Annotated in this window: 11 protein-coding genes; 8 read left to right on the plus strand and 3 right to left on the minus strand. The window is 60.1% G+C overall.

Annotated elements, in window-relative coordinates; translation table 11 throughout:
- Positions 1-5: 5 nt before the first annotated feature.
- From dapF to J2S31_RS12500, 3 genes are all read right to left on the minus strand, one after another.
- Entirely contained in the window at positions 6-815 is an 810-nt protein-coding gene (gene dapF, locus J2S31_RS12490) for a diaminopimelate epimerase (RefSeq protein WP_237099423.1), read from the minus strand.
- A gap of 221 nt (positions 816-1,036) precedes the next feature.
- Complete coding sequence (locus J2S31_RS12495) at positions 1,037-1,306, minus strand: hypothetical protein (RefSeq protein ID WP_237099424.1); 270 nt, start codon at positions 1,304-1,306, stop codon at positions 1,037-1,039.
- 60 nt (positions 1,307-1,366) lie between these two features.
- Entirely contained in the window at positions 1,367-3,181 is a 1,815-nt protein-coding gene (locus J2S31_RS12500; protein WP_237099425.1) for a B12-binding domain-containing radical SAM protein, read from the minus strand.
- 430 nt (positions 3,182-3,611) lie between these two features.
- On the opposite strand from J2S31_RS12500, the gene J2S31_RS12505 reads away from it, so the two are divergent.
- The 8 genes from J2S31_RS12505 (at position 3,612) to J2S31_RS12540 (ending at position 15,293) form a co-directional block, all read left to right on the plus strand.
- Complete coding sequence (locus J2S31_RS12505) at positions 3,612-5,801, plus strand: NHL domain-containing protein (RefSeq protein WP_237099426.1); 2,190 nt, start codon at positions 3,612-3,614, stop codon at positions 5,799-5,801.
- Positions 5,802-5,889: 88 nt separating this feature from the next.
- Complete coding sequence (locus J2S31_RS12510) at positions 5,890-6,399, plus strand: nuclear transport factor 2 family protein (protein ID WP_237099427.1); 510 nt, start codon at positions 5,890-5,892, stop codon at positions 6,397-6,399.
- Between the two features lie 72 nt (positions 6,400-6,471).
- On the plus strand, positions 6,472-8,595 hold the full coding sequence (gene glgX, locus J2S31_RS12515; protein WP_237099428.1) for a glycogen debranching protein GlgX: 2,124 nt from the start codon (positions 6,472-6,474) through the stop codon (positions 8,593-8,595).
- An 80-nt stretch (positions 8,596-8,675) separates the two neighbouring features.
- Positions 8,676-8,993, plus strand: a complete 318-nt coding sequence (locus J2S31_RS12520; protein WP_237099429.1) for an Hpt domain-containing protein — start codon at positions 8,676-8,678, stop codon at positions 8,991-8,993.
- A gap of 130 nt (positions 8,994-9,123) precedes the next feature.
- Positions 9,124-11,154: a hypothetical protein gene (locus J2S31_RS12525; RefSeq protein WP_237099430.1), complete on the plus strand. Its 2,031-nt coding sequence runs from the start codon at positions 9,124-9,126 to the stop codon at positions 11,152-11,154.
- A 7-nt stretch (positions 11,155-11,161) separates the two neighbouring features.
- Entirely contained in the window at positions 11,162-14,101 is a 2,940-nt protein-coding gene (locus tag J2S31_RS12530; RefSeq protein WP_237099431.1) for a hypothetical protein, read from the plus strand.
- Between the two features lie 8 nt (positions 14,102-14,109).
- Complete coding sequence (locus J2S31_RS12535; protein WP_237099432.1) at positions 14,110-14,799, plus strand: c-type cytochrome; 690 nt, start codon at positions 14,110-14,112, stop codon at positions 14,797-14,799.
- Entirely contained in the window at positions 14,796-15,293 is a 498-nt protein-coding gene (locus J2S31_RS12540) for a c-type cytochrome (protein WP_237099433.1), read from the plus strand. Before J2S31_RS12535 ends, J2S31_RS12540 begins: the two co-directional genes overlap by 4 nt.
- Positions 15,294-15,324 lie beyond the last annotated feature (31 nt).

The following is a 15,324-nucleotide window of genomic DNA, read 5'->3' on the forward strand; positions in this document are numbered from 1 at the left end:
GTGGATCAGAGTTCGACGATGTGCCCTTCGAACGTGAGCTTGGTCAGACCTTCCAGGTACACCGTGGGCAGGCCGTTGTCATTGGGCTCGATATGCACTTTCAACACTTCCCCGCCGCGGGTCTCCACCTGCACGGGGGACGGGATCTCAAACCGCTTCGAGGCGATGAGCGCGGAGGCCACCACGCCGGTGCCGCAGGCGAGCGTTTCGCCCTCGACGCCGCGTTCGTAAGTGCGGACCTTCAACCCGCCCTTCTGCCTCTGCACCAGGTCGACGTTGGTACCCGCCGGGGCAAACACGGTGTGGTACCGGATGTCCCGGCCGACGGTCGTCACGTCTTCCTTCTCCACGTCCTCGGAGAACACGATGGCGTGCGGCACGCCGGTATTGACGCTGTCCACCTTGTAGTGAACGCCTTCGAATTCGATGTCCAGCCCTTCCTGCAAATGCTCCGGCGGCGTCAGTTTCACCTTCACCAAAGGCCCGTTGACCTCGGCGCTGATGATGCCCGCCACCGTCTCGAAGGTGTGCGCCTGGGGAGCGATGCCTTTCTCGAACGCGTAGCGCGCCACACAGCGGCCGCCATTGCCGCACATTTCCGCGGAAGAGCCGTCGCTGTTGTAAAAATCCCACCTGTAGTCGGCGCGGTCCGTGTTTTCGATGAAGATCACCCCGTCGGCGCCGACGGAATCTTTCACGCGGCAGACTTTCTTCACGAAATCGCGCTTGATGGTATCCGCCACCACGCCTTCGCGGTTGTCGATAATGACGAAGTCGTTGCCGCTTCCACTCATTTTGGTGAAGGGAATGTTCATCCGGAAACCTTGCAAAAGGGTTGTTTCATTTAGGATGCAGGCACTGCCACGAAGGATTCAATCCGGTGGGAGCATGGCGAGTTTAGCACACGGCAGGTAGGGAATCAAACGGCCGAAAAGCCGGAGTCGCGCGAAACGGATGCCCGCGCAGGGCCGGGAAACCCGCATGGAACCCGGCCTGGGAAGCCGGGTTCCTGATTCAATCTCTAAACAACGTTTCGTTATTTTTTCTGAGTGGCGCGCTTCAGCGCTTCCACCAGCACGGGCCTCCGGTCTTCCACGTCCGTGTTCTCCTGCTGGTAAAAATTGAGCACGCAGTTGATGTAGGAAATCGATCCTTCCGGCCAGCCGAGAGACAGGCACCCGGTGCCGTACTTGTTGTTGATCTTCCGCGCTTCGCCCATCGCGTTGTCCACGTCTTCCGGATTGACCGGCGTCGTGGCGCAACCCACCATTCCCAGAAACAAAACCGCGCATATCCAGTGTCTCATGTGCCCTCGCTTTCCTTTAACCAAAGAGAACGTTGTTGGTGATCCCGGTAAGGTTTTGTTCTATACCATGCCGACGGGGTTGTTGTAAACGGCGGGGCGCTGGTCCGGACGGACGTGTAGCTGCGTCAGCTCGTTGGTGCCGAAGTGGTCCACATACAAAAAGATGTACTCCCGCACCGCCGTACGCAGGTCCCACTTGGGGTCGTGGTCGCGCTCGAACTCGTCGAACACCTCAAGCGCTTCCTGGATGCTCAACCCGTCATCGACGGTGAAGTAATAGTCGAGGGCAAGGTCCCACTCCGGATTCTTGTACGCGGTCACGCCGTATTTTCCCGGCTCCATGGCCACCGGGCTGAAGCGGCCGAGAACGAAGGTCATGAACCCGAGCGAATGGATGTGATCGCGGTTTTCGTGGCAGAAGCGCTTGCTGTCTTCCGCCTCGCCCGCGGTCTCTCCGGGAAAGCCGAAGAACCCCATGATGTGGTTCCAGATGCCGAACTTCGATGACATGCGCAGGTTGGTGCGGATGGCATCCAGGTTCGTCGCCTTGTCCATGAGGTCAAGCACGCGCTTGTTGCCGGATTCGTAACCGAAATGCAGGTAACGGCACCCGGACTTCGCCGCGTCGTCCCACACCTCTTCATCCAGCAGGCTTTCCTCAAAACGCATGTGCGTCGTCCACGCGATGTCGATCTTGTTGTCGATGAGCGATTTGGACAGTTTGCGGAACAGCGCGGGGGGATACGACTCGTCGGTGAAGTGAAAATGCCGGTTGCCGTATTTGTTCTGGAGAAATTGAATTTCCTCGGTGATCTGCGCGATCTGCTTGGTCCGGTAGCCCTCGACGTATCCCTGAAAGTGATCGCAGAAGGTGCACCGTCCCCAGTAACAGCCGCGCGTCGCCAGGTACGGCAGGATGAGGCGCGGTACAAAGTATTTCTCCAGCGGCAGGCCGTCGAAATCCGGCGGCGGCAGTTTGTCCATGTTCTCCGCGAACACGTCCTGATTCTTCTGCAGGCCGTGTTCGGTTCTGCAGATGAGATTCGGCAGGTGGGTGAGGTCCGTCTCGCCCGCTTCCAGCGCGTTGACCAGTTTCAGGAACGCGCTTTCGCCTTCGTACAGCACCGCCGTGTCCACGTACTGAAACAGGCCGCCTTTCTCCATGAGCGCGTCGCGCAGGCGGGTGACGATATTGCCGCCGATGGTGATGTGCGTGTCCGGCGCCTGCTCCTTGATCATCTTGGCAAAGGTGAACGTGGAGATGAGCTGCTTCTGCTGGACAATGGAGATGCCCACCACGTCCGGTTTTTCCTGCTCTATGACATCCGCAAGTAGGAACCGGTACACATCGCGATATACATTAATTTGAGTGTCGTCCAGCGCTTCCAGGATTTCCGACGACATGAACGGCTTGTAAACCAGTTCCGTCTCGATGGGCGGAAAACAGATTTGCGCCGGATAATAACCGAGACTGATATAAGCCATCGTCGCATGCAGGATATGACTGGCCCATTCCAGGTTGCCGATTTCGTAGAAATCGTCACAACGCAGGATACGCTTGGCTTCGGTGGCGTCGCGGATGAGGGCCTGCAAGCTGGGCTCGTCCCATGCCCTCAACTGCTCACGGAGTGCGCTTTCTTCTTCGTCCAGGGCGCGCTGATCCGCCACCACCTGCAAGTGGCGGAGCTCGAAATCGATGCGGTTCTTAACGTGGCGCAGGAACCGCTCGCTGAACATCAGGTCGTACATATCGACATTGATGTCGCGCTGGATGACCTCGTGCCCGGCCGGTCGCAGGACGGAGGTCAGGGCAGGCAGGCTCAGGTAGGGCTCCGAGGGAAGCCAGTCCGGAGGAAATATAAGAAGTACCTTCATAATACGTTAAGCTCCCGTCCGATCTGAGATCATAATCACAGAGTGGTCTGCCTTGCGTGAATTTCATCATATCATTTTTCCCCCTACGATCCCATGCCTTCCATTATTTTTGATACGACATGAGGATTCTCCCGACCCACCCTCCGCACGCGCCACAAAATCCGTTGACATCAGGGGGTGGCTCCGTATAATCCCTTAAAATTCCAATATTCAAGAGAGTTACAGGATTTGTGCCCGGGTTGGATGGGGGCCGCTCCCCCGGACAACAGACGGGCATTTTAATCTTGAGAACCTCTTGTCCGGTCCAACTGTCACCGGTCAGCAAAGCTGGAATTTCGGGGGTGCCCACCGGCGCCTGGAAAGTGATACTCTGGGTCATTACTCAAAAAGGAGGGCCCTTCGGGCCCGTAATTTCAAAATGAGGTTTTGCATGACACCAACACTCCGAACCGCCTTTTATGCCAGCCTCTGGATACTGGCGGCCGTTTTTCTGATGCCTTCCGCGGGAGAGGCAAAACTCGGCAAGCCCCAAAAGGCGACCACCGTCTCCATATCGCTGGTTGATGGAATCGCCGTGGCGCCCAACGGGGACGTTTATATTTCCCGCCGCTCACACAACATCGTCAGTAAGATCGACAAAAACGGCATGCTCACCAACGTCGTCGGCACCGGCGTCTCCGGTTACAGCGGCGACAACGGCCCGGCCTCCCAAGCGACGCTGAAAGTTCCGGCCGGTCTCACCTTCGACAAGGAAGGCAACCTGTACATTGCCGACCGCGAAAACCACGTCGTGCGCAAGGTGGACACCAGCGGCACTATCACCACCTACGCGGGCACCGGGGAAGCGGGGTACAGCGGCGACAACGGTCCCGCCACCCAGGCCAAACTGAATCTGCCTTCGGACATGGCGGTGGACGGTCAGGGCAACCTGTTCATCTCCGACCGCTCCAACAACGTGATCCGCAAAGTGGATCGCAACGGCACCATCACCACCTACGCCGGAACGGGCAATGAGGGTTACAACGGCGACAACATGCCCGCCCTGCGCACCAACCTGGACAAACCGTTCGGGCTGGCGGTGGACAAACAGGGCAACCTGTACATCGCCGACCGCGGCAACAACCGCGTCCGCAAGGTGGACGCGGAATCGGGACTGATGACCACCATCGCGGGTGATGGCGGATTTTTCTTCATCGGGGACAACGGCCCCGCCTATCGGGCGAGCATCGCAGGTCCGACGGACGTGGCCGTTGACGATGAAGGGAACGTGTACATCGCCGACCGCAACAACAACCGCATCCGCAAGGTCAATGCGCTGGGCATGATCCGCACTGTCATGGGCACGGGCCAGCAGGATTACAATGGCGACGCGGAAGTGGCGCGTGAAACCAACCTGCACCTGCCCTTCGGCGTGGAGATCGATAACAACGGCGACCTGCTGGTGATCGACCGCTCGCACTACCGCATCCGCAAGATGTATCAGAAGGGAAGCCGCGTGGAGACCGTCGCCGGCAACGGTGTGAAGAACTTCGCAGGCGACAACGGTCCCGCCACCGGAGCCAACCTGGAATTCCCTCACGGCATCGTGGTGGACAAGCAGGACAATGTGATCTTCGCGGACAAGGGGCATTACCGTATCCGCAAGATCGACCAGGATGGCATCATCACCACCATCGTGGGTAACGGCATCCGCGGTAACATCGGGGACAACGGCCCGGCGCTCGAAGCTTCGGTCTTCCCCACCATCCTTGAGCTGAACCACAAGGATGAAATCTTTTTCCAGAGCCCCAGCGGATTTGTCAGCCTCATCCGCAAAGTCGACAACAACGGAATCATCAGCCTGTATATTTCCACCGGCGACCAGGATTACCAGGAAGCGATCATGCAGGCTGGATACACGGGTCGGTCGTCGCATTCGGAGATCACCATCATCACCCAGTTCTCCGGCCTTGCGTTTGACAAGAAGGGCAATTTGTTTGTTTCCGACCGTATCAACCACCAGATCCGCAAGGTGACGCCCGATGGCAAAATCGTCACCATCGCCGGCAATGGCAGTTCCGATTACACCGGCGATGGCGGCCCTGCCAAGGACGCGTCCTTCCGCGATCCGCAGTCTCTGACCATGGATAAAGAAGGCAACCTTTATATCGGCGACACCGCCAACAATGTGGTCCGCAAGATCGACAAGAACGGCATCGTCACCACCTTCGCCGGCAACGGCAGCCACGAGTACAGCGGCAACGGTGGTCCTGCCCTGAAAGCCGGGTTCAAGATGATCGGCGACATCAAGTTCAGCCCCTCCGGCGAACTCTATATCGTCGAAACCAACAACAACACGGTCCGCAAGATCACCCGCGATGGCATCGTCGAACACGTTGCCGGACGTCCGGGTGTGGCGGGATTGTTCGGCGACGGCGGCCCGGCCAAGGAGGCCATGCTCAAGCAACCGGCATGCATCGACTTCGATTCCAAGGGCAACCTGTACATCACCGACATGGGCAACAACCGCATCCGCAAGGTGGATACCAATGGCATCATCACCACCCTTGCGGGACGCGGCAGTTACGGCTGGGGATATGAAGGGGAAGAGGTGAACATCTATTTCCAGAATTTTCCGTGACGCCCACCGCACCCCGGTGACGGGATGCGGGTGAACGAATCCAATCATTCACGAAACCTGAAAAAAGACTACTTGGGAGACATTTCTCATGAAACGATACAATCGCCTTCTGCCCTTTCTGGTTGCAGGGATTTTCTGGATCGTGGCCGCCGGACAGGCGTTCGCGGCGGATACCGACGCTCTGGTCAACGTGCTCAAAAAGATGGACCAGATGGTCTGCAGCAAGCCCCGGCAGATCTTCGACTTCTATTCGCCGGATATGGTCATCATCAACGACGACAAACGCATCCTGCCTGAAAACCGTATCAAGGATTACGAGGTCATGATCTCGGAACTCCAGGGGCTGAAATGCGAACAGAACCGCACCGTGCTGGCGGGCAACGTCGGCGACAAAGTCGGATTCCTGCTGGTGGACGAGTTGATCAGCGTCACGTCCCGGCTCAGCACGGACGAACGCCAGCACAGCGTTTGCACCTACGTGTTCAGTAAAAACAGCGGGCAGTGGAAGATCACCCACGAACACTGCTCCAGCCTGCCGGACTACACCATTGTTCCCGGCGACGACGCGTTGTATTATTTTCACAACCCGGTGTACTGACGGAGGTTCCGTACGGGCGGCCCGGCGGAAATTTACGGGGCGCCCGTACGGAATCTCCGGCGGGAGCACGTCATGACCGGTTCACCCCACACCCTGTCCCCGCAGGGGGCCGTGTCCTCCGCGGAAGGGGTCCACTTCGCTCTGTACTCGGAACACGCCACTCAGGTGGAGTTGTGCCTGTTTGAATCGAACAAAACCTCCGCCGAAACCCGCCGCCTGCCCATGGACCGCGGACCGGGTCACCTCTGGACCCATTGGGTTGCGGATTTGAAACCGGGCTGTCTGTACGGCTTTCGTGTGTTCGGCCCCTACGCGCCGGGAAAAGGCCACCGTTTCAATCCCTCGAAGGTGCTGGCCGATCCCTACGGCCGTCTACTGGGACGCACTCCCAAATGGAACCGGCGTTGGCATAGCCTGCCCCCCGACCTGAAAGAAGAATCCGAATCCAGAACACGGCCCGACGGCGCCGACAATGCCTTCTGCGCCCCGCTGTGCCGGGTGGTGGACCCGGCCTTTGACTGGCAGGGCGACCAACCGCCCAACACCTCCTGGACGGAGACCCTCATCTACGAAACCCATGTCAAAGGCTTCACCCGCCAGCATCCGGATATCCCGCCCGCCCTGCGCGGCACCTACGCCGGGCTGGCCAGCGAGCCCGCCCTCGCACACCTGAAGTCCCTCGGCGTCACCGCCGTCGAATTGTTGCCGGTTCACCAGGGGGCGGAGGAGCACCGGCTGGTGCAAAGCCATCTCACCAATTACTGGAACTACAACTCGCTTCTTTTTTTCGCGCCGGAGTTGCGCCTTGCCGCCACCGCCGATCCCATCCGCGAGTTCAAGGAAATGGTGCGCGCCCTGCACCGGGCCGGGCTGGAGGTGATCCTCGACGTGGTGTACAACCACACGGTGGAAGGCGACTCGCGCGGACCCACGCTTTGTTTCCGGGGCATCGACAACCGCACCTATTACCGGCTGGAAACCGAAAACCCGGCGCGGTACGAAAACATCACCGGTTGCGGCAACACGCTCAACTTTACCCACCCGCAGGTGCGGCGGCTCGCCCTCGACAGCCTGCGCTACTGGGTAACCGACATGCATGTGGACGGTTTTCGCTTCGACCTCGGCGTGGTGCTGGGCCGGGACACAACCGGCTTCCACCGCGATACGCCTTTCTTCAAAGCCGTGCACGCGGACCCGGTGCTCTCCAGGGTCAAGCTCATTGCCGAGCCGTGGGACCTGGGGCACGATGGTTACCAGGTGGCGGGCTTCCCCAACGGCTGGTCGGAATGGAACGACCAGTACCGCCAGACCGCGCGCCGCTTCTGGCTGGGCGCGCCGGAACAGACGGGGCTCATGGCGCGTCGGCTTGCCGGAAGCGGCGACTTCTACCATCCGCAGGACCGCCCTCCCCGCTCCACCGTCAACTACATCACCTGCCACGACGGCTTCACGCTTCAGGACCTGGTCAGTTACCATCGCAAACACAACGAGGCCAACGGCGAACACAACCGGGACGGCAACAACGACAACGCCAGCTACAACCACGGCCTTGAGGGAGCCACACGCAAACCCGAAATCCTGCGCAAACGCACACAGCACATGAAAAACCTGATGGCGACGCTCCTGCTCTCGCTCGGTACGCCCATGATCTCCGGCGGCGATGAACTGCGCCGCACCCAGCGCGGCAACAACAACGCGTATTGCCAGGACAACAGCCTCAGTTGGCACGACTGGCATCTGGACGACAGCAAACGGGAGTTCCTCGAGTTCACACGCAAACTCATTGCGCTTCGCAAGGCTTCCCCCATATTCCGACGGGAAACGTTTTTGACCGGGGAAATCGACGCGGAGTCGGGATTGAAAGACGCCGCCTGGCTGAAACCGGACGGCACGGAGATGGAAGAAGCGGACTGGCACGCCCCGGGAACGCACGCTCTCGGCTGTCTTCTCGCTTGCCCCGCCGGGAACGGTTCGCTCCAGGCTTCCGACTCCCTGCTTCTACTCATGAATCCGGAACGGAAGAAACGGGACTGGACCCTGCCCCGGCTCGCCCCCTCCGGCGGCTGGCAGACAGTGCTGGACACCGAAGCGGTGCCCGACACTGAAACCGTTGAAAACCGGACACAAACTATCCATCCCGAAGACGCGCCGTACCCGCTCCACGCACACACCCTGGCGGTGTTTATCTGGAAATGAGAGGTTTTCCCCCGGAACCGGTTGAAAACCCCGCGTCAAATTCATTAGGATAAGTGTTTCAATGTTTTTGAAGTGGATCCATGAACCAGCCCAGCCCGTCTCCAGATAAAATCCCGGTCCTCATTCCCAAAGAATTGAAATCCCTCATCCCCGGCTATCTCGCCGACCGGCGGCAGGATGTGGAACGCATGCGCGGTTTTTTGGCCAATGACGACATCACCGCCCTGAAAAACCTGGCACACATGATCAAGGGATCGGGAGCCAGCTACGGTTTCGAGGAGTTGAGTTTTCTGGGCGGGGTTCTGGAAGCCGTCGCCAGCAGTGAGCGGGAAAAAATGAAGTCCACCCTCGAACGCATGGCCCGCTACCTCGACAACGTGGAGATCGAATACATATGAAGCCGGTCTCCTTCCGTCGGCAGGCCCGACATCTCATTATCCACCCGGACACCCGGCGTGGCCTTTCGTTGCGGGGATGCCAGTGATCTCTCTTCGCAACTGGATTTTCCTTGCGGCTGTTGCTTGCGTGATGGCGGCTGTTCCCTCGCTCGGCGGTTCGGCCTCCACCACCCCGTTCACGCAACCGGCGGCATGGAACCCCATGCAGTCCATCAAGCCGGATCAGGAATCCTGCCTGCAATGCCATAACGGCATCGCTCCCGCAAGCGCGTCGCACCCACTCAAGCTCGGGTGCACCGCCTGCCACGGCGGCGACGCCACGGCCCTGATAAAAGAGAAGGCGCACGCCACACTCATTCACGATCCGGACGCGGGCACGGGCAAGCGCAACCCGTCGTCGCTCAAAGTCGTACACCTCAGTTGCGGCCAGGCACAGTGCCACTCCGGGTTCGCCGACGACAGCCGCAACTGGGCGGATCATGTTAGAAAATCACCGATGGGCACGCTGGCCGGGATGATCGCGGGCTTGCGCTTTCAGTGGTCGGGACAAACGGGCAAGTCGGCGAAGTTCGGCATTTACGCGGTGGAAGACGAAGACGGCGACACGCCCCTCGAACGAGGCGCGGTGGAAAAGCTCTCGCGCCTGCCCTACTTCGCCAAAAAAACCGTGCGGCGCAATCCGCCGACAGCCGCCACCGGCGACGCGGTGTTGTTGTCCAATCACTTCGGCGACCTGCTTCTGCGCGACCGGTGTTTTTCGTGTCATCTGGATGCGCCCGCGCCGGAAGGAATGTTCCGCTCGCAGGGATGCGCCGCCTGCCATTCGCGTTACAACGAAAACGGGTTGTATGCGGGCAACGACCCCACCATCCCGAAAGACCAACCCGGTCACCCAGCCTCGCACACCATGACGGTATTGCCGTCGCAACAGGTGTGCACGCAGTGCCACCGCCAGTTTGAAACGGATGCGCCTTTGGCGTCGCAAACCGGGTTCGACGGCGAACGTCAGCACTTCCGTTTCGCCGGAACCGGACAGCCGGTAATCGACGTGCATCGCAAGGCCGGCATGGAATGCATCGATTGCCACACGGCGTTTGACGTGATGGGCGACGGCAACATCTATTCGCGCCAGCACCAGGCGGTGGAGGTGCGTTGCACCACCTGCCACGGGACGGAATCGGCGTACCCGGAAACGGCGAAGATCGAGACGGAAAACGATCCCGCCGTGCGGCTGAGCCGTCACTACAAGGGATGGCAGAACCAGATCGGAGACGAGATGGCGCTCACCGCCAACGGCAACAAGATGCCGAACGTGAAAAAGATCGGCAAGCGTTTCGTCTTTTTCAGTAAGCGCACCGGCAAACAGATTCCCATTCCGCAGGCGGCGTGGAAACGGAGCGCGCACACGCTCCCAGGTCACGCAGGCAAACTCGAATGCACCACCTGCCACGCGTCGTGGGTGCCGCAATGCCAGGGATGCCACATCACTTACGATCAGGCGGCCCACACCCAGGGAAAAGATCCCTGGGGATCGGGTCCGCGCCACAGCACCCAGTGGACTCAGCCGCGGCTCATGAAAGGCCCGCGCGGCAAAATCGCACCGGTGCTCGATCAACCAATCCGCTCCCTCACCGTGCTCGACGGGCAGGGGCACCCCCTTCCCGTCATCAACGAGGAAGGAGATATGGAAGGTACATATAATGAGTGGCAATTCACGAATCCGCTGGGATACTCTGGGTCCAACCTGATGTACGCCGCCCAGCCGCATTCGGTGAAAAAGTCCGTGCGCTCCTGCGCCGGCTGCCACCTGTCACCGGAAACCCTCGGCCTGGGCGAAGGCGAACTGAAAATCAAGGGCGACTCGTCCGGCGAGGACGACGAATACAATTTCCTCGTACTGACGGACATCAAGACGCTCAAGAATCAATTGAGCCCCTCTGCCGCCGTGACCCTCCGCGGCCAGCCGGTGGCGGGGACGGGTCAACCGAATGCGCGTCCGCTCAACCAGGCGGAGATTTTGCGCACCCTGCGCGTGGGCAATTGCATTCCCTGCCACGATGCGTATGATGATCCGGTCTATCGGAATCTGGAAAAAAGTTATGAATTTGAAAAAAAGATCCAGCACCGCCGACTGCGCGACCGGATTCTGAACAAACGTTGAAACGGATATGAACCTTCTCAAACGAACAGTCTGGATCGCGGCCTTTCTGGCCCTGCTCGCCTTCGGGTTGATCCCGAACCTGCAGGCGCAGATGGCTTCGCCTTTTGGCACGCAACCGTCCGAAGAAAAGAAAAAGGAACCCGATCTCGGCTTTTCCCCGGCCGTGCCGGGCGGCCACCTGTTCGGCCCGGACGAAGAAATCCTCCCGCCGGAAGGAGAAACGCCGACACAGGAGCCGATCCCAACCCCGTTGCCTCCTGCGTCCAGCGAACCGTTCTCACCGGAAGTGACGACGCCGTGGGACCCGTTTGCGACGCAACCGCAACCTCAGCCGGAACCGCAACCCGAACCACAACCCGAACCACAACCGTTTTTCGGCCAGCCTGAAATCGAAACCGCCGAACCGGAAACGCACAGCACGGAACCGGAACCCACAGTCACATTTGAAAAGAAGATGGTGCTCATTCCGCCCATCGCCTCGGACATCCCATTGTCCGCCGATGATTTCCGCGACCCGTTTTTCCTGATCCGCAACAAACGCGAATCGTCGCAGGAAGTGCTGAAGCCCGGCACCACGCTGGACGGCATCCGCTTCAACTCCTACGCCGAGAACAACGGCTTCATCGAAAACTTTTACCGCGATTCCAACTTCCGCCTGCGCGACGTGTTTGGCCGGATCGACCTCGTCAACATTGAGGGCGGGTGTCTCAACTGCCACCGCGGCATTGAAGAGATCAGCGAGAACCACCGCTTCGACTGCACCACCTGCCACAAGGGCAACGAACGCGGCCAGACCCCGGAACAGGCGCACACGGGCATGATCCCAAACCCCTCATCGCTCGAGCACGCCCCCAACGCCTGCGGCAAATGCCACGCGGAACAGGTCGAGCAGGTGACCAAATCCATCATGGCAAACCCACGCGGCCTGGTGGAAACCACGCGCTATGCCTGGGGCCATTCGCCGTTCAACGATTCCAAAGGCGGCGGCAAGGAGCCGAAGCCGTGGACGTTTGAAGACACGGGCCACCGTGCCGATGATTTCCTCAAGAAAAAGTGCATGCGCTGTCACGTGCAGTCGCCCGCGCCGCACCGCGCCGGGGATTACCGCGCCACGGGATGCGCCGCGTGTCACATGATCTACACCAACGACGGCCTGACCCTGAGCCGCGACCGCGCCATCCAGAAGGTGCAGAAGGAAGACATCCGCAAAAAAGGATCGCGCTTCGCGTACCGGTACGGATCGACCCCGCTCGAAAACCAGCGCGGCTATCCGCTGGTGCACAAGTTCACCGTTGCCGTACCCAGTGTCCAGTGTGAGCACTGCCACAACAACAACGGCGTCGGCAACGAATTCGAGGGCCTGTTCGGCAAACCCGCGCGGCCGAAAACCTCGCATGCCGACGTGCTGGCCGACCAGCCCGTCCTGCACGGACGCCAGCACGAGTTCCTGATTCCCGACATCCACCGCGAAAAAGGCATGCACTGCATCGACTGTCACGGCGCGGACGACCTCAAGGCTGACGCGATGACAAACCCGACCATGCACAGCGCCGTCACCATCCGTTGCCAGACCTGCCACGGCGTGCACCACAAACCGCCGGAAGGCTACAAGCTGGTGGAAGCGGATGAAAAAGCACAGAAGCTGTTGAAGTCGAACCAGCTCAATCCCAATCTCATGACCAAAATCGAGATGGGCGATGTGGTGATGCTCGACGGCCAGGGCAATCCCCTGCCGCACATCAAACAGGAGGACGGCAAGTGGGTGCTGTTCTCCAAGGTCACCGGCAAGAAACACGTCATTCCGATTCTGGATAACCTGAAATCCATCCCACTCGCGCACCGCATCACCGATCATCTGACCCAGGTCGAGTGCGCCGCCTGCCACGCGCGCTGGTCGGCAAACGAATGGGGCCTGCACGCCATCCGCGAACCGCAACTGGAGGCGGGCAAGTGGAACGAATGGAATTTCGCCGACCCCGTTCTGCAACAACGCTTCACCACGCCGGATTTCAAAACCGGAAAAAACGAAGAGCCGAAGAAAAACACCACCGATCCCGGCATGCTTGACTGGACGCAGGCCAGACAAACACCGAAAGGCATTGAAGGTCCGTGGAAGCAAGGGGTGTGGGTGAACCTCATCACCGAATCCGGCTGGGGCGAACCCATGCTCGGCACCAACCAGCGTGGCCGGGTGGTCGTCGTGCAACCGCGCTACCAGTATTTCATCACCGACCTCATGCAGAAAGGCGGCCAGCGCAACCAGGCCGAGGTGCCCATCACCACCGACGGCAAACCGGGCCTCGTGTGGACGCCGCACACGCCGCACACCATCCGCTCCACCGCACGCCAATGCGAGTCGTGCCACCAGAACTCCGCCGCCACTGGTTTGGGCGAGCCGGAACTGCACAAGGTGGAAGACGCGGACCGGTTCATGCAGGAACTCAAAAGCAACAATCGTGTCCTGCCGGAGTTTCAGATCAAACAGACTGTCACGCCGAACGGTCGTCCCCTGCAAACCGTGGTGCCCGATGCGAACTTTCTCGGCAAAAAGCTCATCGACTCGCTCAACCGCATGACCGACCGCTACCGGGGCTGGTATTACACCGATCTCAAATCGCGCGGGTTGGGCCGCCTGCTGGTGCGCGAGGTGTTTCCGTTCGACAGCCGCCATGAACTGAACGAGAAAAAGTTCGGCCAGCCCGCGGGCGACGAAGACCTCGTCCTGTATTACGACCTGAACGAGAACCGCGTCAAATCTGAGGAACGCATGCAACCGCCGGAAGACTTGCAGACCCCGCCGCCGGGGCCCGGTCCGGAAGCGGTGGAAGATGTGACACCGCCCGCGGAATCGCACCCCATCTTCCCGTTCGGCTCGGAGCCGACACCGGAGCTCGCGCCGGAACCGGAACCAAACCCGCTGAGGGTCATTCCGCCGCCCATCGAATGATGACGATCATGAAACACCCTACCTGGCAGACGAGCGCATGGCATTGGATGGGAGCGATCCTTTTCCTGTTCGCCACCGCCACGCCTGCATTCGCCGATGCCTCCTTGTTCGAGCAGAAACAGTGCGGTGCGTGTCATCGACTGTCGGCAGAAGAACCTGCGGAAACACACGCCGCACCGGACCTGTTTTACGCGGGCGACAAATATCAAAAAGCGTGGCTGGTGGAATACCTGCAAAACCCGGAGACCATCCGTAAGATGGGGCATCCGCGCGATCCGGGTTTTCTGAAAGGCGAGCCGGAATTCAAAGGCCCGCACGTGTCGGTGAGCACACAGGAGGCGGAATCGCTCGCTTCGTTCCTCATGACGCAGAAGCTGGAAGGGCTGGAGCCGCTGTCACTCGACCTCAAGCCGCTGGCGCGCGGGGAGCGGGTGCGCGCCAAGATGCTGTTCGAACGCGACCACAGTTGCATCGCCTGTCACGAAAGCTACAACCTGGCGCGTCAGCCGCGCGGCGGGGTGTCGGGTCCGTCGCTCACCAACGCGGGCAACCGTCTGCAAACCGAGTGGGTGTACCGCTGGCTGAAAGATCCCAAACAGTTCACCGGGAAAAGCCGCATGCCGGTGTACGATTTCGACGAGGCCGAATTGAAGCTGATGACGCGCTACGTCATGTCGCACAAGAAGGATGAAAAATGATGCGCGCCCGGCTCTCCGATTTCATGCGTTCGCGGTTCCGCCTTTCATTTGCGTGCGCGTTGGCGTTCACGGTAATGCTGGCCGCGTGCGGCGACGACGCACCGAAACCCGAATCGGCTCAACCCAAACCGCCGGTGGCGCAGACTCCACCGCCCCCGCCTCAACCGGAACCGGCGAAAGCCCAGCGCGCGTATCCCGTCACCGACGAGACCCGCGCCACCTATCAGTATTACTGCACGCAGTGCCACGGATTGAAGGGCAAGGGCAACGGCATCAACGCCCGCCACGTGGTGGTGCCGCCACGCGACCACACAAAAGCGGAGTACCTGGAAAGCCGCTCCGACGAACAGTTGTTTCATGCCATCAAACACGGCGGCCTCTCCACCGGCCGCGCCCCGTGCATGCCCGCCTGGGGCAACACCTTCGACGACGCCATGATCCACTCCCTTGTCAGCTACATTCGCGAGCTGTGCGAGTGCGAAGGCCTGTTCTGAATCAACGGCACCCTCTCCCCGTGCACCAGGT

The organism is Nitrospina gracilis Nb-211 (genome assembly GCF_021845525.1).
In the GTDB taxonomy this organism is placed as follows: domain Bacteria; phylum Nitrospinota; class Nitrospinia; order Nitrospinales; family Nitrospinaceae; genus Nitrospina; species Nitrospina gracilis_A.